Below are 20,084 nucleotides of genomic sequence, written 5' to 3' on the forward strand. Positions count from 1 at the left end.
TGGCTATGAACATGAAACTCGTGGCAGTGGCAAGCGTGGCCGCGCTGGCGGCGGCAGCGGCCTTGCTGGCCGGCGCCGCGGGCGTGTTCAATCCCGATGCGCAGCCGGTCGGCTATGTCGGCCAGCCCGCCGTCTCCAGCACCAACGTCGCCACCGGCACCGCCCGGATGTACTCGATCGACTACAGCTCGCGCAACTGGACCGGCAACGTCCACGCCTATCCCGTCACTTCCGCCGGCGCGATCGGCACGGTTGACGAGTGGGGCCCGGGCGGCGCTGCCGCCAAGATCAAGCTGCAGGCCGCCGCCGACACCCGTTTCATAGTCACGATCAAGAACGGCGCCGGCATCCCGTTCCGCTGGGCCGACCTGTCGCAAGGGGCCGGCGGCCAGCGCGAGGCGCTCGACGCCGGCTCGGCGGGCGCCTCCAGCTCGGCCTTGCTCGACTACCTCCGCGGCAGCAGCGCCAACGAAGGCAGCGCGGCCGGCCAGTTCAGGGCCCGCGCGACGGTCCTCGGCGACATCATCCATTCGACCCCGGTGTACTGGAACGACGGCGTCAACCAGACCGTGTTCATTGGCGCCAATGACGGCATGCTGCATGCGATTAATGCGCAGGACGGCACCGAACGGTTCGCCTATGTCCCGCAGGTGCTGCTGCCCAAGCTGGGCATGCTGGCCAGCCAGGCGTACAGCCACAAGTACTATGTCGACGGCCGCATGGACGTCAAGAAGATGGGCGCGCAGACCATCCTGGCCGGCACCCTCGGCGGGGGCGGCAAGGCCATGTTCGCGCTCGACGTCACCAATGCCAACGCCACCTCGGAGGCGAATGCCGCCACCAAGGTGCTGTGGGAAGTCACCAGCGAGTCGACCGGTTTCGAGGACCTCGGCGACACCTACGGCGCGCCGACGCTGGCCACGCTGCCCGACGGCACCAACGCGCTGGTGATCGGCAACGGCTACAACAACACCGGCAACGGCCACGCGGTGCTCTACCTGGTCAATGCCCGCACCGGCGCCCTGATCAAGGCCATCGACACCGGCGAGGGCAGCGAGGACGCGCCCAACGGCCTGTCGTCGCCATCGCTGTGGGATTCGAACGGCGACGGCCGCAAGGACACCGCCTACGCCGGCGACATCAACGGCAACCTGTGGAAGGTCAGCCTGGCGGCACCGTACACCGCGGCGGCGCGCGTGCTGCATACCAATACGCTCGGCGCCAGCCAGGCGATCACGATGGCGCCCGGCCTGATGCGCCACCCGCTCGGCGGCGTGATGGTGACCTTCGTGACCGGCCGCATGCTCGACAGCGACGACGCCGACAACACCGCCAGCCATTACGCTTACGGCATCTGGGATGGCAAGCCGTCGTCGAACACGGCGCTGCTCGAACAGACGCTGACCGAAGCGAGCTACTCGGGCGCCAGCCAGGCCACGCGCGTACGCATCGCCACCCGCAACGCGCCCGACTGGCGCGCCGGCCACCATGCCGGCTGGCGTACCCGCCTGCCGATCGGCGGCGAGCGCGTGGTCGGCGACGGCGCCTTCGTCACCGGCGACATCTTCCAGTTCTTCAGCACCAACCCGGCAGTCAACACCACCAGTGTGCCGCCCGGCGAAAACTGGTGGATGCAGCTGAACGCGCTGACCGGCGGCGACGCCGGCGCCACGCTGTTCGACCTGAACGGCGACAACCAGTTCACCTCCGACGACAAGGTCAATGAAGACGATCCGGTCGGACGCTACATGGGCGGCGGCGTGCGCTCGCAGCTGATCGCGCTGTCGGCCGACGGCGTCGACGTATTCCAGTCGAACTACGACCGCAACAGCGCACCGCCGGCCGAAACGGTCAACACCACCATCGCGACGGTGGACGGCCAGCGCGGGGTGTCGGGCGGCCACTTCGATACCGACTTCATCTGCTACAAGAACTGCGGCGCCGCCACCTCGACCTACCGCACCATCTACGCCTCCACCGGCGTGTACTCGGTCGGGCGCGAAAGCGGCGGCGACACCGATACCCTGAACTACGTGCACGTGCACGAGTACGACGACATCTACGACCGCATCGGCATCGACACGCTGCGCCCGAGCCAGGACTTCCAGCGCGTACACCGCTCAAAGTCCAATTCGGTCATCACGCACGCGCCCAACACGCCCAACTTCGAGGACCGCGAAGCCTATCCGGCCGCCGGGGTGACCCTGGTATCGACGTCGACCGAAGGCGGCAAGTCGGCACGCAACGTACCCGGCGACAGCTACAACTACCAGCACACGACGCCGGTTCCGCTGCCGGGCTTCCCGTCGTCGAGCGCCGACGACAGCGCCGCCAGCAAGATCACCAAGACCCGCTATACCACCACGCTGACCATCGGCGAGGCGGTCAGCGTCGGTTCGCGCGACCGCAATGGCCGTTATCCTTATTCGTGGCGCACCACCGTGCGCAGCTGGGAGACCGTCATCACGACCATCGAGACCGTGCCCAATTTCCGCTTCAAGGTGCTGATATCGAACCAGGCCTATTCGCCGGCGGTCACACTGCGCATCGGCGGCGCCGAGAACGGCGCGCTCACCAACGCCACCTACGACGGCCCGGTGTTCAACTTCCAGACCGCCGCCGGGCTGAAGACCGCCACGCTGGCCACCTACAAGATCGGCTCGGTGCGCGACCTCGAACTGGCGATGCCGCTGGATGCGTTTAACGTCAAGAACTGGGGCACCGGCGTCACCCGCACCGGGCTGCATCCGATCCGACCGCAATGCGCCGGCATCGCGGTCGAGCGTCCAACCGCCGGCCCGCTGGGCGAATGGCGCAACGGCGCGCTGACCGTGCAGGTGGTCGATTCAACGGTGACCGACGCCGAGATACAGATGAACGTGACCGGCCGGCCCGACCTCGGATACCGCCTGAAAGCCAGCGCGATGAAAACGAAACTGGTGGCCGAGTACCTGATCTACTGGCACCACCCGAACAACAAGTGCATGGCCGACACCGGCTGGACAAAGTCGCCGCCGCAGGATGATGGCGCGTCGGACGCGGTTCCGGGCACATGGGCGCCGGGCGAGGATGATCCGAAGGGCGTGTTCCAGCCAGGCGCGGGCGAGCAGTCCAGCGTGGTGCCGCTTGCGCCGCCGACGACGACGGTCACCAACCCTGACGGCAGCACGACCATTACGACGGTGGTGCATACCGCGCTGGCCGGCGGCGGCTATACGGTGACGACGACGGTACGCACGATCCCGCCGCAGCTATCGGGCAGTACCGGCATCGTCACCGGCGGCGTGGTCGGCAGCGGCGGCGAAATCGATACTGGCGGGATCAACAAGAGTGCGGCCAACCTTGGCCGCATCAACTGGCGGGAACTGCAGCGTTGACGTCCTCCCCGGCCTAAACGTCGGGGATTCCTACAGCTAGCGTCGCACGTCCGCGACGGAGAATGTTTAGCGCAGCATTGAGATCCCGATCATGTACCGCTCCGCAATCACAGCAACGCCATTCTTTCGCATGTTCAGTGAACATGCTTCCAAGGTCTGCGATACCTTTCGGCCGCGAATCGGGAACAGCGCCACAATCCGAGCAGATCTGGGTGGTAAAGCTTTCGTTCACTTCTTCAAACCAGGCGCCATGCTTAACAGCCTTGTACGCCAGTTGTGTGCGGAAAGACGACCAGCCGACATCGTAGACGGACTTCGCCATGCTGGTCCTGGCGAGCGCGGATGCATTGATATTACCGACCACGATATAGTCGAACGCGCCGACGATGGCGCTGGTGCAGGTGTGCAGGTAATGGCGGCGGCGATTGGCAATCCGTGCGTGGATCGCCGCGACCCGCTTCTTCTTACGCGCGCGCTGGGCCACCGCCAGTGCCGCCTCGCTGGCACGGTAGATGTGCGGCGCCGCGATGCGGCTGCCGTCGCTCAGTGTCGCCAGGTCTTTCAGGCCAAGATCGATTCCCACAGCGCGCACCGGCAAGCGGGCGGGAGCCGCCGGCACTTCAAGGACGATATTGAGGAACCAGTTGCCGCACCGGTCGCGCGAGAAGTTGGTCCCATCGGTGATTTTTCCTTCGGGCAGCGCGCGCGAATGGAATACGCGGAAGGTATTGCCGGCGAAGCGGAAGGCATTGCCTTCGCGTTTCAGTTCACGTCCTTTCAACGGCCCCCAGCCCAGCGACTTCCTGCCGCGATAGCGAAGGTAGGGCCGGCGCGACCCGGAGCGCGACCTGGCGTACTGCTGGCACACGTCGTTGACCGTACCCGAGTGAAGGCCAAGCTCCTTGCTGCACCCCGTGGTGAGCTTGACCAGGTCAAAACCGGTATGCCAGCGGCGACCGAAACGCAGCGCATCGTTTTGCCTGTCGTTGCAGTAGTTCCAGACGAAGTTGACTGTCCTGGCCTGCTTGTTCAGCAAGCCGGTCAGCGACTTGACGCGATAGCGGTAAACCAGTTTCATCCACGTTCGACAGCAATTGTCGGCCATGGTTCCACTCTCACAACCAAGGCATCGACTGCTGCGGCATGTCTTTTTACGGGGCCCGAATTGCTGCGCAATTCGCAGTCGGCTCCTTTCACTCCTCGTCCTGAAGGACAAGGTTTCTCGGAGCAAATCTGATGAACAAGCAAATGCGAAGCCGGGGATTCACCCTGGTCGAATTGATGGTGGTGCTGGTGGTGGTGGGCATCCTGTCCGCGATCGCGATCCCGTCGTACACCCAGTACATCCTGCGCTCGCACCGCACCAGCGCCCAGGCCGTGCTGGCTGAAACGGCGCAGTTCATGGAGCGCTTCTACACGACCAACAACAGCTACGAAGGCGCCGCGCTGGTGACGGCGGTAGTGCCGCGCAATGCCGGCGGCGCCGAGGTGCGCTACAACGTCAGCTTCGTGGAAGATCCCGATGCGGACGGGTTCATGCTGCAGGCGGTTCCAGCCAACGCGCAGGCCGATGACGAATGCGGCACGCTGACCCTGTCGGGCACCGGCGCGCAAGGCGCCGATGCCAGCGGCTGCTGGTAAGTCCGGCCCCGCTTAATCTCCTTTGGTGTAGGTGTAGGCGCGCTTGCGCTTCGACGAGATCGCCGGGCGGATGCGCTGCGGGCTGATCGGCACGCTGACGCCGCCGCTGTTGTCGCCGTCCTTCTGGGCCGCACCCAGCACCACTGACACCGAGTTCCCACCCACATCCACGCCGGATGCGAACACCGGCGACGGCGGCAGGCCGCCACCGACAAACACCGACGAACGGCGTCCGCCGCATGCTCCTTGCACTCCGATCGCGCCTGAACCGTTCAGCAGGTTGACCCAGTAGCCGCGCGCTTCGCCCAGCGTGGTCGAGCAGCTGCCTTCCAGCTTCGGCACCGGCCGGTTGGTGCTGAAGGTCACCATGCCGCCCGCGATCAGGGCCGACGTCACCACCTGCTCGCCCTGGCCGTTCTGGTTCAGCTTGATGAACCAGCCAGCCTTGAGCGAATCGGGCAAGATCGGGGCCGTGGTGCAGCTGTCCAGCGTGGTGTAATTCTCCAGCGAGTCGAGCTCCGTCGGCAGCGTGAGCGCCGACGCGGTGAGGTCGTCGCGATAGACATAGAAGCGGTTCTCCACGCCGGCGTACGGATACTGTTCGCGCAGCGGATGTTCGCGGTCGCCGCTGCCGATCGCCACATACACCTTGTTCTGCGAGTACAGCAGCGCTGGCGCAAACAGGAACTTGCGTCCGTCGCCGGTCGATGCGACTTTGCGCCGGGTCCACTGCGTGCTGCTGAGCGCGACGCGCGTGGTCGGGCTGGCGATGAAATCGACGCGGTACAGGTTGCCGCCGGTGTCGGCAGCATAGGCGTAGTCGGGATAGCTGTCGTTGTCGACGTCGACCATGGCGATGTCGGCAGCGACCGGCTTGTCCGTGGAGAACGAGCGGAGCAGCGCCCCGGTATCGGCGTTCAGCACGTAGATGAAGCCGCCCTTGCTGCCGGTGCAGGCGGGCGATTTGCTATTCGCGTCTTCGCAGCTGTCGTAGCCGCCGCCCACCACCACGACCGGGGTGGTCGTCGAGAAGCCCTTGATGAAGGCGGCGCTCGGCGTCGACCAGGTCTGGCCGATGCCTTCCATGCCTGTGGTGCAGCCGGTATCGTTGGTCAGGTTCGGGCAGCCTGCGCGCCACTTGAAGACGGGCGTGGCCGGCGTGGTGACGTCGATCCCGTACAGCATCCGGCCGCCGCGGCGCATGCTCGGGAAGATCCAGACCTTGCTGTTGTTGGCGTTCTGGTAGACCCCGATCGAGCCGTCGAAGAAGTAGTCCTTCGGGCGCGGCGGCGGGATGAATTCATCGCTCATGCCCGGATAGCTGATGCGCGGGCTGTTGTTCCGGATGCGCGACAGGCGCGAGAAGAACTCGGGCGCCACGAACGACCAGCGCTCGGTCCCGTTGGCGGCATCGACCGCGCGCAGGGTGCCGTCGTTAGCGCCGTAGTACACGGTGACGCCGCCGCTGCCGTAGTTGACCGGCAGCGGACGCGAGTGGATCACGTCGCCGTGGATCGACGGGCGTGTCTTGGTGGTCTGGTCGTTCAGCTTTTCGTTCTCGGTGTCCTCGCCGCGGATGTAGTTGACCAGGCTCGGATGCAGTCCGGTGTTGGCGGTGCTGAAATCGACCAGCGCGCCGTTTTCCACTGTCAGCATGTTGCGGGTGACCGACTCGGTCGCGGCGGCGGTCGTGCCGAGGTTCCCTTCGCGCAGGACCTGGGCGGCGCCGCCTTTTTCAACCTGCGGGCCGTCCGGCGCGTCGGAGTATTTGTCGAGCGTGCCGAGCGTGCAGGTGCCGATCGGATCGGGGGTGATGCCCTTGTTGGCCCAGTAGTTGCCGCTGTCGCGCGTCCAGTAGCTCTTGGCGCACGGCGTCACGAAACCGGTCAGTGGATTGACCGCGACGCTGCCGGCGGCGTCGGCCAGTTCGATGTCGGCGCCGCGGGCGATCAGCTGGTAGCGTTTCAGGTTGCCGAACCAGCGCGGCTTGGCGGCCGGATCGGGACGGAACATGCCGATGAAGACCTGGTTCATGTTCTGCGAACGGTTGGTGGCGTTGACCGGCAGGCTGGTCGACGCGAACGAGGTGTTCACCGCCTGGATCTCGACCATGATTTCGCGCAGCGCATCGACGATCGACTGCTCGTTCTTGGCGACGAAGTAGCGCCCGCCGCCGGCCTTCGCCATGCCCATCATGAGCGAGGTGTGCTGGGCGTTCGGCTGCTTGTTGTAGACGTCGATGGTGTAGGTGGTGACCGACGGCCGCACGGTGGCGCCGCTGACTGGAATGCCTTTGTCGTGCATGAAGCGCGACCATTCGTCGGCGTTGTATGGCTTGGTGTCGGTGCTGGTGGTGCCGGTGGCGACGTTGGTGATCTCGGTGTCGGTGCCGACCACGGTGTACTTGCTGGTCCCTGCGGCACAGGCGGTGGCGCCGTCATTGGCGGTGACGGTGCCGATCTTGCAGCCGTCAGTGAAGTTGGCGCAGGTGGTGCTGAAGGCCGGAAGCGCGGCGGCGGCCGCAGTCGCGCTGGCATAGCATGCGCTGGTGGTGCCGACCTCGGTGGGCGTGCTGACGCTCTGGCTGGTGAAGTTCGGCAGGCCGAGCTGGGGCGGCGTGCTGCCGTTCAGGGCGGCCAGGCGCGCGGTGTTGGCAGCGTTGTCGGCGCTTGGTCCGCTGGCGCTTGGGTTGCCGATGAAGATGACAAAGCTGCGTCCGCAGGTGTTGTCCGCCGTGAGCGGCGAACGGAAACGGCTGAACGCGGTCGAGTAGCCGGCGGTGTCGGCCTTGGATGCCAGGGTAGCCGAAGGCGAATACGAATTCGCACCCGCGAAGTAGTTGTACACGTCGAACATCAGGTTGCCGTACGGCGTACCCGAATTGCGTTTCTCGTCAGGACTGTTGATGTTGTTCGAAATGGTCGTCAGCTGGGCAGCCATCAGCGTCCGGTTGACCGCGCTCATTTCGCGCACCGCGGAGCGGATGAAACCGCCGTCGTCGTTTGCGTTGCCGCCGGTGACAAACTCCATCAAGCCGACGCTGACACGTTCATCGACCTCGCCGATCGCGGTGCGCACCGCATCGGCCTCGGCCTGGCCCTGGGTTTTCCCGCCCGGCCACTGCTGGTTCTGGCGCGACCAGTTCGACGTGTTGTCGAGCACGATCAGGATGCGCGGCACGATCGTCGTGCCGGCCGAAGTGCCGAGGAAAATATCGATATCGTCAGCCAGCGCGACCTGCGGCGAGATAAAGCCAAGGCTGGCGCACAGCGAGAGCGCGATCAGTTTCGTTCCGGTGCTGCGTTTCATGGCGACCTCTTTTAGTTAGGGCAGTTGGTTGCGATGTCATCTTCCGCGACACGCACGGCGATGCCCTGGTTGACTTCCACCTGGGCTTCGGTGACCGCGTCGGTGGCGACCACATGGACGTCCCAGATGCTGTTGGCGCATGTCGAATTGCCGGTGGTGGCGCCTTCGGTGGCCCAGTTCTGGTTGGCGCCGATCGAGCAGCCCAGGTCTTCCGGCTCGGCCAGGTCCAGGTCGGACGACTTGATCGACTGGGCCTTCACGCATCGCGGGGCGGGCGTGATGGCTACCGTGACATCGGTGACGCCGTCGCCATTGACGTCCACGCAGCGCTGGTTGTTGGCGCCGCATGGGTTGGCAAGCACGTTCGAGGGCGTTTCGAAAAAGCGCGTGCTGCTGATGGTTTCCTCGATCACCTCGCGCGCCGCGGCCAGCGCCTCGTCGCGCTGCTGCATGTTGCTGACAATCTGGAGGTTCGACTGGTTCATGTTGAAGCTGGTCAGGGCCAGCATGGTCAGGACCACCAGCATCACCAGCGCCATGATCAGGGTGATGCCCTGTTGTCGGTGCAGCATTTTCACGGCGTTTTCCTTCCGGCGGGATTAGGCAGGGCGACCAGCGACTGGAATACGTGGCGCTTGTAGGCGTCATTTTCGGGATCGTAGACGACCTCTTCACCGGCGGCGTCGAGTCCGAGCTTGTAACGCTTGTCGTCAGTGAAGCCGGCGGTTGGCTCGAGGTTGCGGGCCAGCAGGTTGAGCTTGACCGAGACCACGTTGCGCCAGTTGGCGACGGCGCACGCGGCATCGGCGCAGCTTGCGGCGGTCGCGGGGCTGGCGGTGAACAGGTCGGCGACGCCGTCGGCGCCGGTATCGAGGCCGTATTCGACTTGCAGGTTTTCGATGCCGTTCACCAGCGGGACTTCGGTGATCGACAGCGCGGTACCGGTCACGCCAAGTTCGGCGCGTTTCAGCGTCGGCACGCCGTCGGCTTCGCGGTCATTCGCCGAGATGTAATAGACATGGGTCAGGTAGCGCCTGATCGCGGCGGCCGTCGTGCAGTTGCGCTGGTGCCTGTCCAGCGTCGTGGTGACGATGTCGAGGCCATAGAAGTCGGCGGTGTCGCCGGACCCAAGCTCGGCCGCGGCGGTGCACAGCGAGGCCTGGAAAAATGGGCCGCCATCGCTCACGGGCGCGCATCCGGCCGTTCCGGCGATGCAGGTGGCGGTACGGCGCACCACGATGACATCGGTGCCGGCGACAAGGCCGGGCAGGCAGTCGAGCGCATCGGCGTCAGCATCGTCGATGCCCTGGACCGGCAGCGGCAGCGCGCCTTTCAGCGCGGCCACCGTCAGCGCGCACGGATCGGGCAAGTCGGCCGGGCTGGCAAGCACGGTCGGGTCGAATTCGCCGTAGAATCCGGCGTTGCGCAGGTCGGCCGTCAACGCCTGCATCGCAAAGCGGCCGTTCTCGATCTGGCGGTTGGCCTTTTCAATTTCGGCCTGGGCGCGGCTGTTGTTGACGAACAGGGTGGTCATGCCGGCCAGGATCAGCAGGCCGATGGTGGCCGCGATCATCAGTTCGGACAGCGAGAAACCGCGTTGCGCGCGGAGCAGGGTCGGGCGGAAGGCTGGCATCGTCGTCTCGCGGTTATTTGCAGTCAGGGACGCCGACGGCGACCCGTGCGCCGATCGCGCGGCGGTGGGTTTCAGCGCCGTATTCGCCATTGCCGCAAACGTGCGACGGCGCGCGCGTGGCATGCATGCCCTGCCACGCAACGGTCAACTGGTAGATGCCTGGCTGGCACACGCCGGGCGCAGCGTCGCGCGCCTGGATCTCGGTGACGCAGCCGCGCGCGCCGAGCATGGCGCCGGCGTTGACGTCGGCCTCGCCCTTGACCTCGGCGGCGCCTTGCAGCGCCGTGCTCCATTCGCACTTGTCGCGCGCGCTGCGCTCGGTGAGCGTGCTGCAGTTGCCCGGCTCGTCGTCAGTGCCGAGCGGTGTTTCGGCGTCGGTGACATACCCAGCGGCCTGTGCCGGGTTGCCCGACATGCGGGCCTGCAGGTCTTCCAGCAGCACCACGGCCTGGGCGCGCTGGTAGGCTTCGATCGATCCCACTTGGGCCTTGGCCTGGAAAGCGGCGATGCCGAGCAGGCCGAAGGCCAGTACGACCACCGTGACGAGCACTTCGACCAGCGTGGTGCCGCGCTGGCGCCGGATGTGGGCGTAGGGGAGATGGGTCATTGGGCGGGAACGCAGGCGGTCGGTTTCTGATAGGGGCGGCCGGACAGGTCGATTTCGACACAGCGGCGCTGGCTGCTGCCGTCGACTTCGATATCGAACGACGGCGCGGTGGTTCCGCTGAGACGGCCGTTAGGCAGGTAGGTCACGCTTGACGGGCCGTCGATGGTGGCGCCGGTAATGGCGCCGTGGTCGTCCAGCAGGATGTCGCCGTCGGTTGGATGGGCGATGTTCCAGCCCGACGCCCAGCCCTCGTCAGCCGGCGACAAGGTGATGGCGGTGTTGCGCTTGATTGCCTCGCTGCGCGTGCGCAGCAGCGACGCGAACACGTCGGATGCCGCGCTTTTGACGCGCTGGCCGGCGATCAGTTCCGAGAACGACGGCGCGGCAACCGTGGCGAGAATCGCCATCACGGCAACCCCGGCCAGCAGTTCGGGCAGCGTGAAGCCGCGCGCGCGCCGTGCCGCTACCATTTGTCCGCCGGGGACCTGGTCCCGCTCTGGTTGATTGTCAGCGTATCGTCGCCGTGCTGGTTGGTGCCGGTTTTTGGCTCCGCCGTGATGGTGAAGCCCGGCGGCCCGTCGCTCGCCTCGATCGTGATGTCGTACTTCGACGAGACCGCCGCTGGCGTTGTCATGCCGAGATCCGTGACGGAATCGGCGTAGGCGCGGTTGTCGACCAGAAACTGCGCCTGGGCCTGCGCCAGCTCCATCATGTGCGACTGGGCCGCGCCGCGGTTTCCCTTGACCAGGTAGCTGCCGTAGGCCGGGTAGGCGATCGCCGCCAGCATGCCGATGATGGCGACGACGACCATCATTTCAATCAGGGTGAAGCCACGTTGACGGTTCATGGTGTGCTCTGCAGGTGCATTGAGGGAAGATGTTGCTCAGTATAAACACTTAAGCTTGCATTTCCCTGAAGTAATCCTGACAAAACGCTGACAATGCCACAGCCGGCATCTGCCGGCAGCCCGATTCAGTTCACACACCGGGGGCAAGAGACGGTAAAATCGAAGGTTTTTCGCAGAAGCCAAACCGGCTCAGACCATGTCCGACGATATCGCAGCATCAACACCAGAATCCGGCGCCAGCGCCTCCAAGGCGCCGGCCGCCATTGCGCGCGAAGTGCAGCGCCGCCGCACCTTCGGCATCATCTCCCACCCGGACGCCGGTAAAACCACGCTGACCGAAAAACTGCTGCTGTTCTCCGGTGCGATCCAGATGGCCGGCACGGTCAAGGCGCGCAAGAGCGGACGCCATGCGACCTCGGACTGGATGGAGATCGAAAAGCAGCGCGGCATCTCGGTGGCCTCGTCGGTGATGCAGTTCGAATTCCGCGACCACGTGATCAACCTGCTCGACACCCCGGGCCACCAGGACTTCTCGGAAGACACCTACCGCGTGCTGACCGCAGTCGACTCGGCCCTGATGGTGATCGACGCGGCCAAGGGCGTGGAAGCGCAGACCATCAAGCTGCTCGACGTCTGCCGCATGCGCAGTACGCCGATCGTCACCTTCATGAACAAGCTTGACCGCGAAACGCGCGACCCGCTTGAACTGCTGGACGAACTCGAATCGGTGCTGAAGATCCAGTGCGCCCCGGTGACCTGGCCGATCGGCATGGGCAAGAACTTCCGCGGCGTGTACCACCTGCTGCGCGACGAGATCATGCTGTTCCGCGCCGGCGAAGAAAAAGCCGACGGCGCCTTCGAAATCGTCAAGGGCATCGACAACCCGCGCCTGGCCGAGATGTTCCCGCTCGAGATCGAACAGCTCAAGACCGAAGTGGAGCTGGTGCACGGCGCCTCGCACCCGTTCGACCTGGAGCAGTTCCTGGCCGGCGTGCAGACGCCGGTGTTCTTCGGTTCGGCGATCAACAACTTCGGCGTGCGCGAGATCCTGTCGGCGCTGGTCGACTGGGCGCCCGCGCCGCGTCCGCGCAACGCCACCGTGCGCGACATCGCGCCGGAAGAGCAGCCGTTCACCGGCTTCGTCTTCAAGATCCAGGCCAACATGGACCCGGCCCACCGCGACCGTATCGCCTTCCTGCGCGTGTGCTCCGGGCGCTTCGAGCGCGGCATGAAGGTCAAGCACCTGCGCCTCGGGCGCGAGATCAAGGTGTCGTCGGTGGTGACCTTCATGGCGTCGTCGCGCGAACAGGTGGAAGAGGCGTACGCGGGCGACATCATCGGCCTGCCGAACCACGGCAACATGCAGATCGGCGACAGCTTCTCGGAAGGCGAAATGCTGGTATTTACCGGCATTCCTTACTTCGCGCCGGACTTCTTCCGTTCGGTACGCATCCGCAATCCGCTCAAGATCAAGCAGCTGCACAAGGGCTTGCAGCAGCTGGGCGAAGAAGGCGCGGTCCAGGTGTTCAAGCCGGTGCAGGGCAGCGACATCATCCTGGGCGCGGTCGGCGTGCTGCAGTTTGAAGTGGTGGCGAGCCGCCTGCTGAACGAGTATGGCGTCGATGCAGTATTCGAAGGCACCAGCATCAGCAGCGCGCGCTGGGTATCGGGCGACGACAAGCGGGTACTGGCGGACTTTGAAGCGGCGCTGGGCCACAACGTCGCCTACGACGCGGCCGGCAACCTGGCGTACCTGGCGACCTCCAACGTCAACCTGCGCCTGACGCAGGAACGCTGGCCGAAGCTGACCTTCCACGCGACCCGCGAACACGCCGCAAAATTGGGCTGACCGGGTACGGAACCTAGCCGCTTACGATGCTTAGGATGTTGCCGTCGGGATCTTTGAACCAGGCGACCTTAAAGTCATCGTTGCGGTAAATGTCGCCTTCGAGTGTCATGTCAGGCATATCGTAATGCTCGAAGGTGACGCCCTTGGCCTTCAGGCCGGCGGCGACGGCGTCAATGTCCCCGCCTACATTCCAGAGCGCGGAGGTGGCCTTATTGGTCGCCGCGTATTGCGATCGATAGACGTTGAGCCTCGAGCTGCCACTGCGATAAGTAATGGCTTCCTCCCCTTCGGTTGACAGCCTGGTCAAGCCAAGCGTGCCTTCATAAAACCTTGCTGCTGCGTCAAGGTCCTTCACTGCGATCATGGCGATCGCTTCACTGTCGCTGAGCATGCTTCACTCCCCGGATCAAGGTTGGTGAGCCAGCAAGCGTAGGCCTCGATAGACGGCGAGTCTGTTCGTTGCCACACGCTGTACGCTTCCGTTCCCGTTGATCTCGCGCAAGTATCCGGGCACTGCCGGGCGTACAGTGCAAGATGCGCGTGGGAAATAAAACCACAGCCTGCGCGTCGGGGAGACACACATGTTAAGCAAACTACGGCTCGGCCCGAAGCTGCTGCTCGCACCTGGCGTGGTGCTGGTGCTGCTGGTGCTGCTGTCGTGCGGCGCGTACTACGCGATGGTGCGGCAGAACCAGTCGCTGGACATCATCGTCGACCAGCGCGCCGGCAGCATCCGCGCCGCATCCGACCTGGTCTCCTCGGCCCACCAGGCGCACACTGAAATCTACCAGCTGCTGACGTGGCAGTACGCCAGCTTCACGGCCCCGCGCACCGATGCGCTGGCGCGCGACATCCACGCGCGCCACCGGGGCATCGACGTCAAATTCCGCGCGCTGGCCGCCAGCACACTGGCCGGAAGCAGCGAACGCCGCGTCATCGACGAGGCGGCTGCCGCCTACCGCGTGTATGTCAGGGCGGTGCTCGACGTGATCGAATTGTCGCGCGATGACGGCTCGATCAGCGCCAATGCGATGTCGAAGGCGATGTCGACCCTGATGCCGGTGGTGATCGTGTTGTCGGTGGTGCTGTCGCTGGCGATCACCGTCGCGGTGCGCAGCGCGCTGCTGCGGGAGGTGCGCGACATCGGCCAGGCCGCGACCGGCCTGGCGCGCGGCGACCTGACCGTGCGCGAGCGGGTCTACGGGCGCGACGAGATCGCCGAGACATCGCGCGTGCTCGACGCCAGCATCCGCAACTTGAACGCCACCCTGAAAACCATCCTCGATTCGGCGCGCTCGATCGATACGGCGTCGCGCGAAATCGCGCTTGGCAATGCGGACCTGTCGACCCGTACCGAAGTGCAGGCCAGTTCGCTGAACCACACGGTGTCGTCGGTGGAGCAGCTGACCGAAACGGTGAGCCGCACTGCCAGCAACGTCGAGCTGGCAAACCGGCTGGCCGAGAATGCGTCGTCGGTGGCGCAGAGGGGCGGTAGCGTGGTCGAGCGGCTGGTGCTGACGATGGCCTCGATCAAGGACAGCTCGTGCAAGGTGGCGGAGATTGTCGACGTGATCGACGCGATTTCATCGCAGACCAATATCCCGGCGCTGAATGCCGCGGTGGAGGCGGCGCGTGCGGGCGAGCATGGCAGCGGATTCGCGGTGGTGGCGAGCGAGGTGCGCACCCTGGCGCGGCGTTGCGCGACTGCGGCGCATGAGATCAGGGAGATGCGTGGGTCGTCTTGCCCGAACATATGCACTGTGTTTGGACGCTTCCCGCCGAGGATGCGGATTACTCCAAACGGTGGAAGACGATCAAAATCCACTTTTCGAAATCATTGCCGAACGTGGAGCCGTTGACGCCGGTGCGAAAGAAGCGTGGGGAGCGCGGCATCTGGCAACGGCGCTATTGGGAACACACCATTCGCGACGAACGCGATTTCGAAGCACACGTCAATTACGTGCATTTGAATCCAGTGAAACACGGCCTGGTTCTGCGCGCTTGCGATTAGCCTTATTCGTCGTTCCACCGATACGTGAAGAATGGGATTTATCCCAAAGATTGGATGGGGTATGGCGACGAGATCGACGCCCGTGAATAAAAAATGGCGGAATGCGCTTCGCTTTTCCACCCCACAGCCCGCGGCAAATCGTAGCGTGGAAAAGCGGAGCGCATTCCGCCAATTGCCGGCGTATGCGAACCGCCGTTAATGCTTACTCGTAATCGCTGATCGGGGCGCAGCCGCAGAACAGGTTGCGGTCGCCGTACACGTTGTCGGCACGGCCGACCGGCGGCCAGTACTTCTGCTTGCGCAGCGACGCTACCGGGAAGGCAGCCGCTTCGCGCGTGTACTTGTGCTGCCAGTCGTCAGCCATCACCACTTCCGCCGTGTGCGGCGCGCCCTTGAGCGGGTTGTCCATGCGGTCGTACTCGCCACGTTCAACCTTGACGATCTCTGCATGGATCGCAATCATCGCGTCGATGAAGCGGTCGATCTCGACCTTCGACTCACTCTCGGTCGGCTCGATCATCAACGTGCCCGGTACCGGGAAGCTCATGGTCGGTGCGTGGAAGCCGAAGTCCATCAAACGCTTGGCGACATCCTCATTGCTGATGCCGGTCGCGTCCTGCAGCGGACGCAGGTCGAGGATGCATTCGTGCGCCACCAGTCCGTCATGACCCGTGTACAGAACCGGATAGTGCGGCGCCAGGCGGCGGGCGATGTAGTTGGCCGACAGGATGGCGGTCTCAGTGGCTTCGGTCAGCCCTTCGCCGCCCATCATCGCTATGTACATCCACGAGATCGGCAGGATGCTGGCCGAGCCGTACGGCGCGGCGCTGACCGCGCCGATGCCCGCTTCGTCGCGCGAGTAGCCGGTCGAACGCTGGTTCGGCAGGAACTTGGCGAGGTGCGCGCCAACGCCGATCGGGCCAACGCCCGGTCCGCCACCGCCGTGGGGAATGCAGAAGGTCTTGTGCAGGTTCAGGTGGCTGACGTCGCCGCCGAAGCTGCCCGGCGCCGCTACGCCAACCAGCGCGTTCATGTTGGCGCCGTCGATGTAGACCTGGCCGCCGTGCGAGTGGATGACTTCGCAGAGTTCCTGGATGCCTTCCTCGAACACGCCGTGGGTCGATGGGTAGGTCACCATCACGCACGCGAGGTTCTTGCTGTGCAGTTCAGCCTTGGCCTTGAGGTCGTCGAGGTCGACGTTGCCGTTTTCGTCGCAGGCGGTGACCACGACCTTCATGCCGACCATGTTGGCCGATGCCGGGTTGGTGCCGTGCGCGGACGATGGGATCAGGCAGATGTTGCGGTGGCCTTCGCCGCGCGACTCGTGGTATGCCTGGATAACCAGCAGGCCTGCGTATTCGCCTTGCGAGCCGGCGTTCGGCTGCAGCGAGATCGCGGCGTAGCCGGTGACGGCGCACAGCATCTCTTCGAGCTGGCCGATCATCTCGCGGTAGCCGACGGTCTGCGAATCAGGCGCGAACGGGTGGATCGACGAGAACTCCGGCCAGGTGACCGGGATCATTTCGCTGGTGGCGTTCAGCTTCATCGTGCACGAACCGAGCGGGATCATGGTGCGGTCGAGCGCCAGGTCCTTGTCGGCCAGGCTGCGCAGGTAGCGCAGCATTTCGTGTTCGGCGTGGTAGCGGCTGAAGGTCGGGTGCGTCAGGTAGGCGCTGGTGCGCGCCAGTTCGGACGGGTAGGTGTCGTCGATGTCCGCGTCGAGCGCGTCGAGGTCGAACGCGCTGGCGCTGTCGATGCCTTCGGCGAAGATCGAATGCAGCAGGGCGATGTCTTCGCGCGTGGTGGTCTCGTCGAGCGAGACGCCGACATGCGATGCGTCGATGCGGCGCAGGTTGACGCCCTTCGCTTCAGCGGCGGCGTGCAGCTGGTCGGCGCGGTTGGTCTTGATGGTCAGCGTGTCGAACCAGGTGCTGTTGGCCAGCGTGTAGCCGAGCTGGCCCAGTTGCGCTGCGAAGATGCTGGTGAAGCGGTGCACGCGGGTCGCGATCTGCGCCAGGCCTTTCGGGCCGTGGTAGACGGCGTACATCGACGCCATCACTGCCAGCAGGACCTGCGCGGTGCAGATGTTGGAGGTAGCTTTTTCGCGGCGGATGTGCTGCTCGCGGGTTTGCAGCGCGAGGCGGTATGCCTTGTTGCCTTGCGCGTCGATCGTTACGCCGACCAGGCGGCCTGGCATGCTGCGCTTGAATTCGTCGCGGGTAGCGAGGAAGCCTGCGTGCGGGCCGCCGAAGCCGAGCGGTACGCCGAAGCGCTGGCTGTTACCGACAACGACGTCGGCGCCCCATTCGCCCGGAGGCGTGAGCAGGGTCAGCGCCAGCAGGTCGGCGGCGGCGATGACCATCGCGCCGGCTGCGTGAAGCTTCTCGACGGCGGCGCGGTAATCGCGCACTTCGCCGTTGACGCCCGGGTATTGCAGCAGCACGCCGAAGCACGATGCGTCGAGCGACTCGACTTCGCTGGCAGCGATGGTGCGCACTTCGATGCCGAGCGGCCGGGCGCGGGTTTCGATCACTTCGCGCGTCTGCGGCAGCACGTCGTCGGCGACGTAGAACACGTTCGATGCCGATTTGCCGACGCGCTGGATCAGCGTCATCGCTTCGGCGGCAGCGGTGCCTTCGTCCAGCATCGACGAGTTGGCGATGCCCATGCCGGTCAGGTCGGTGACGACCTGCTGGAAGTTCAGGATCGCTTCGAGGCGGCCTTGCGAGATCTCCGGCTGGTACGGGGTGTAGGCGGTGTACCAAGCCGGGTTTTCGAAGATGTTACGCAGCACGACGTTCGGCGTGAAGGTGCCGTAGTAGCCCTGGCCGATCACCGACTTCATGACCTTGTTCTTTGAGGCGATCGCCTTCAGCCTGGCCAGCGCTTCCTGCTCCGGCATCGGGTTGTAGAACTCGCCCAGCGCGAGCTTGCTCTTGTTGCGGATGTTGGCCGGGACGACAGCGTCGATCAGCGCGGCGCGCGATGCGTAGCCGAGCTTCGACAGCATGGCTTGCTGTTCGGTGTCCGATGGGCCGATGTGGCGCGAGATGAAATCGTCGCGGGCTTCAAGTTGGGTCAGGCTGGTGCGGGTCATGTAGAGGCCAAATAAGATGCTGGCAGCCGGAGGGGCGGCGGCCGATGGGTGTGAAGGGCTGATAGGGCAGGTCCTGCCGCGCGCGGGCGCGCGGCAGCAAAACCGGATTACTCGGCGGTTGCCTTGCCGTAGCCGGCTGCGTCGAGCAGGCCGTTGATGGCGTTGGCGTCGCTTGGCTTGATCTTGAACAGCCAGGCCGAGTAGGCGTCCTGGTTGATCGAGTCAGGCGCGTCGGCCACCGAATCATTGACCGCCACGACTTCGCCCGATACAGGGGCGTAGATGTCGCTTGCGGCCTTGACCGATTCGACCACTGCTGCGTCGTCGCCGGCGGTGTACGACTTGCCGACTTTCGGCAGTTCGACGAACACGATGTCGCCCAGTGCGTCCTGGGCGAATTCGGTGATGCCGACGGTCAGGGTGCCGTCTTGTTCAGCGCGTACCCATTCGTGGGATTCGGTGTATTTCAGGTCGGCAGGAATATTCATGTGTGGCTCCATGTTAATAAGTGTCAGGTGTTGGTTTGCGGGGCTGGTCAGGCAACCAGGATTTTACCGTTACGGACGAACGGCAGCTTGATCACGGTGGCGGCCAGCTTCTTGTCGCGGATTTCGACGTGCACGGTGTCGCCGACGGCGACGTCCATCGGCAGGCGGCCCAGCGCGATGGCTTGCTGCATGGTAGGGCTGAAGGTGCCGCTGGTGATTTCGCCGACGCTGCCCGATGCGCTGATGACTTTCTGGTGCGCGCGCAGCACGCCGCCTTTTTCGCGCAGGATCAGGCCCACGTACTGCTGGTGCTGGCCGTCCTTCTGCAGTGCGGCCTTGCCGATGAAGTCGCGCTCGGAGACCAGGTCGACGGTCCATGCCAGGCCGGCGTCGAGCGGGTTGACGGTTTCGTCCATGTCCTGGCCGTACAGGTTCATGCCGGCTTCCAGGCGCAGCGTGTCGCGTGCGCCCAGGCCCGCAGGCTTGACGCCGGCGGCCACCAGCGCGTTCCACAGCGCGTCGGCTTGCGAAGCAGGGAAAGCCAGCTCGAAGCCGTCTTCGCCGGTGTAGCCGGTGCGCGCGACCATCACTTCGCCGAACGCGGTGTCCTTGGCGATGACGGCATTGAATGGTTTGAGCGGCTCGGATGCTTCCTTCGCGGTCGGCAGCACTTCCCATACCTTGGCGCGGGCGTTCGGGCCCTGGACGGCGATCAGCGCCATCGCGTTGTCGCCATCGCGGCGCTGGGTGACGGTGACGCCGCTGCTGGTCGCCGCGTTCTGCGCGTTGATCCAGGCGATGTCTTTTTCGGCGGTGCCGGCGTTGACCACCAGGCGGAACCAGTTCTCGCCGAAGAAGTAGACGATCAGGTCGTCGATGACGGTGCCGTCAGGCTTGAGCATGCACGAGTACAGCGCCTTGCCCGGAACCTGCAGCTTGTCGACGTTATTGGCCAGCAGGCCGCGCAGGAAAGCGCGCACGTTGGCGCCTTCGAGGTCGACCACGCACATGTGCGAGACGTCGAACATGCCGACGTCGGTGCGCACGGCATGGTGTTCTTCGATCTGGGAGCCGTAGTTGACAGGCATGTCCCAGCCGCCGAAGTCGACCATCTTGGCGCCGGCGGCGCGGTGTGCGGAATTGAGCGGGGTCGCTTTAAGCGTCATGGAAATCCTCAGGGCAAGTGAAAAGGGGACTGCCGAGCAGACGCGCGGCCGCAGCCGTC

At 64.9% G+C, this 20,084-nt stretch carries 16 protein-coding genes; 5 read left to right on the plus strand and 11 right to left on the minus strand.

The window, feature by feature from the left end:
• Positions 1-5: 5 nt before the first annotated feature.
• The gene (locus tag HHL21_RS02850; protein WP_169463709.1) at positions 6-3,377 is read left to right on the plus strand and encodes a pilus assembly protein; all 3,372 of its coding nucleotides are present in this window, start codon (positions 6-8) and stop codon (positions 3,375-3,377) included.
• Positions 3,378-3,390: 13 nt separating this feature from the next.
• On the opposite strand, the gene HHL21_RS02855 is transcribed toward HHL21_RS02850, so the two are convergent.
• Positions 3,391-4,455, minus strand: a complete 1,065-nt coding sequence (locus HHL21_RS02855; RefSeq protein WP_169463710.1) for an RNA-guided endonuclease InsQ/TnpB family protein — start codon at positions 4,453-4,455, stop codon at positions 3,391-3,393.
• Positions 4,456-4,613: 158 nt separating this feature from the next.
• Between HHL21_RS02855 and HHL21_RS02860 the strand changes: the two genes are divergently transcribed.
• Positions 4,614-5,018: a type IV pilin protein gene (locus HHL21_RS02860; RefSeq protein WP_169463711.1), complete on the plus strand. Its 405-nt coding sequence runs from the start codon at positions 4,614-4,616 to the stop codon at positions 5,016-5,018.
• A gap of 12 nt (positions 5,019-5,030) precedes the next feature.
• Here HHL21_RS02860 and HHL21_RS21880 read toward each other — a convergent pair whose 3' ends face one another.
• From HHL21_RS21880 to HHL21_RS21540, 6 genes are read right to left on the minus strand one after another with little or no spacing between them, the layout of a single operon-like run.
• On the minus strand, positions 5,031-8,327 hold the full coding sequence (locus HHL21_RS21880; protein ID WP_169463712.1) for a pilus assembly protein: 3,297 nt from the start codon (positions 8,325-8,327) through the stop codon (positions 5,031-5,033).
• 11 nt (positions 8,328-8,338) lie between these two features.
• Complete coding sequence (locus tag HHL21_RS02870) at positions 8,339-8,899, minus strand: pilus assembly PilX family protein (RefSeq protein ID WP_169463713.1); 561 nt, start codon at positions 8,897-8,899, stop codon at positions 8,339-8,341.
• Between the two features lie 2 nt (positions 8,900-8,901).
• Complete coding sequence (locus tag HHL21_RS02875) at positions 8,902-9,960, minus strand: PilW family protein (protein ID WP_169463924.1); 1,059 nt, start codon at positions 9,958-9,960, stop codon at positions 8,902-8,904.
• A 13-nt stretch (positions 9,961-9,973) separates the two neighbouring features.
• Positions 9,974-10,567, minus strand: a complete 594-nt coding sequence (pilV, locus tag HHL21_RS02880) for a type IV pilus modification protein PilV (RefSeq protein WP_169463714.1) — start codon at positions 10,565-10,567, stop codon at positions 9,974-9,976.
• Complete coding sequence (locus HHL21_RS02885; protein ID WP_169463925.1) at positions 10,564-11,037, minus strand: GspH/FimT family pseudopilin; 474 nt, start codon at positions 11,035-11,037, stop codon at positions 10,564-10,566. Before HHL21_RS02885 ends, pilV begins: the two co-directional genes overlap by 4 nt.
• Positions 11,031-11,414, minus strand: coding sequence for a type IV pilin protein (locus tag HHL21_RS21540; protein WP_169463715.1), 384 nt, complete (start codon positions 11,412-11,414; stop codon positions 11,031-11,033). Before HHL21_RS21540 ends, HHL21_RS02885 begins: the two co-directional genes overlap by 7 nt.
• Before the next feature lie 196 nt (positions 11,415-11,610).
• Between HHL21_RS21540 and HHL21_RS02895 the strand changes: the two genes are divergently transcribed.
• A complete protein-coding gene (locus tag HHL21_RS02895; protein ID WP_169463716.1) occupies positions 11,611-13,263 on the plus strand; it encodes a peptide chain release factor 3 in 1,653 nt (550 codons plus the stop codon).
• Positions 13,264-13,276: 13 nt separating this feature from the next.
• Here the strand turns inward: HHL21_RS02895 and HHL21_RS02900 are convergent, their stop codons facing one another.
• Positions 13,277-13,654, minus strand: a complete 378-nt coding sequence (locus tag HHL21_RS02900; RefSeq protein WP_169463717.1) for a VOC family protein — start codon at positions 13,652-13,654, stop codon at positions 13,277-13,279.
• A 190-nt stretch (positions 13,655-13,844) separates the two neighbouring features.
• Between HHL21_RS02900 and HHL21_RS02905 the strand changes: the two genes are divergently transcribed.
• Positions 13,845-15,122: a methyl-accepting chemotaxis protein gene (locus tag HHL21_RS02905; protein WP_169463718.1), complete on the plus strand. Its 1,278-nt coding sequence runs from the start codon at positions 13,845-13,847 to the stop codon at positions 15,120-15,122.
• Positions 15,017-15,274, plus strand: coding sequence for an REP-associated tyrosine transposase (locus tag HHL21_RS22245; RefSeq protein ID WP_206085526.1), 258 nt, complete (start codon positions 15,017-15,019; stop codon positions 15,272-15,274). The genes HHL21_RS02905 and HHL21_RS22245 overlap by 106 nt, the downstream gene beginning before the upstream one ends.
• A gap of 202 nt (positions 15,275-15,476) precedes the next feature.
• On the opposite strand, the gene gcvP is transcribed toward HHL21_RS22245, so the two are convergent.
• The 3 genes from gcvP to gcvT form a co-directional block, all read right to left on the minus strand.
• Positions 15,477-18,371 carry an aminomethyl-transferring glycine dehydrogenase gene (gcvP, locus tag HHL21_RS02915; RefSeq protein ID WP_169463719.1) on the minus strand — a complete coding sequence of 965 codons (2,895 nt, stop codon included), beginning with the start codon at positions 18,369-18,371 and terminating at the stop codon, positions 15,477-15,479.
• Positions 18,372-18,478: 107 nt separating this feature from the next.
• The gene (gcvH, locus tag HHL21_RS02920) at positions 18,479-18,859 is read right to left on the minus strand and encodes a glycine cleavage system protein GcvH (protein ID WP_169463720.1); all 381 of its coding nucleotides are present in this window, start codon (positions 18,857-18,859) and stop codon (positions 18,479-18,481) included.
• 47 nt (positions 18,860-18,906) lie between these two features.
• Positions 18,907-20,025, minus strand: a complete 1,119-nt coding sequence (gene gcvT / locus HHL21_RS02925; protein ID WP_169463721.1) for a glycine cleavage system aminomethyltransferase GcvT — start codon at positions 20,023-20,025, stop codon at positions 18,907-18,909.
• Between the last annotated feature and the right edge of the window lie 59 nt (positions 20,026-20,084).

The sequence above is a fragment of the Massilia polaris genome (assembly GCF_012927275.1).
Classification (GTDB): domain Bacteria; phylum Pseudomonadota; class Gammaproteobacteria; order Burkholderiales; family Burkholderiaceae_D; genus Telluria_A; species Telluria_A polaris.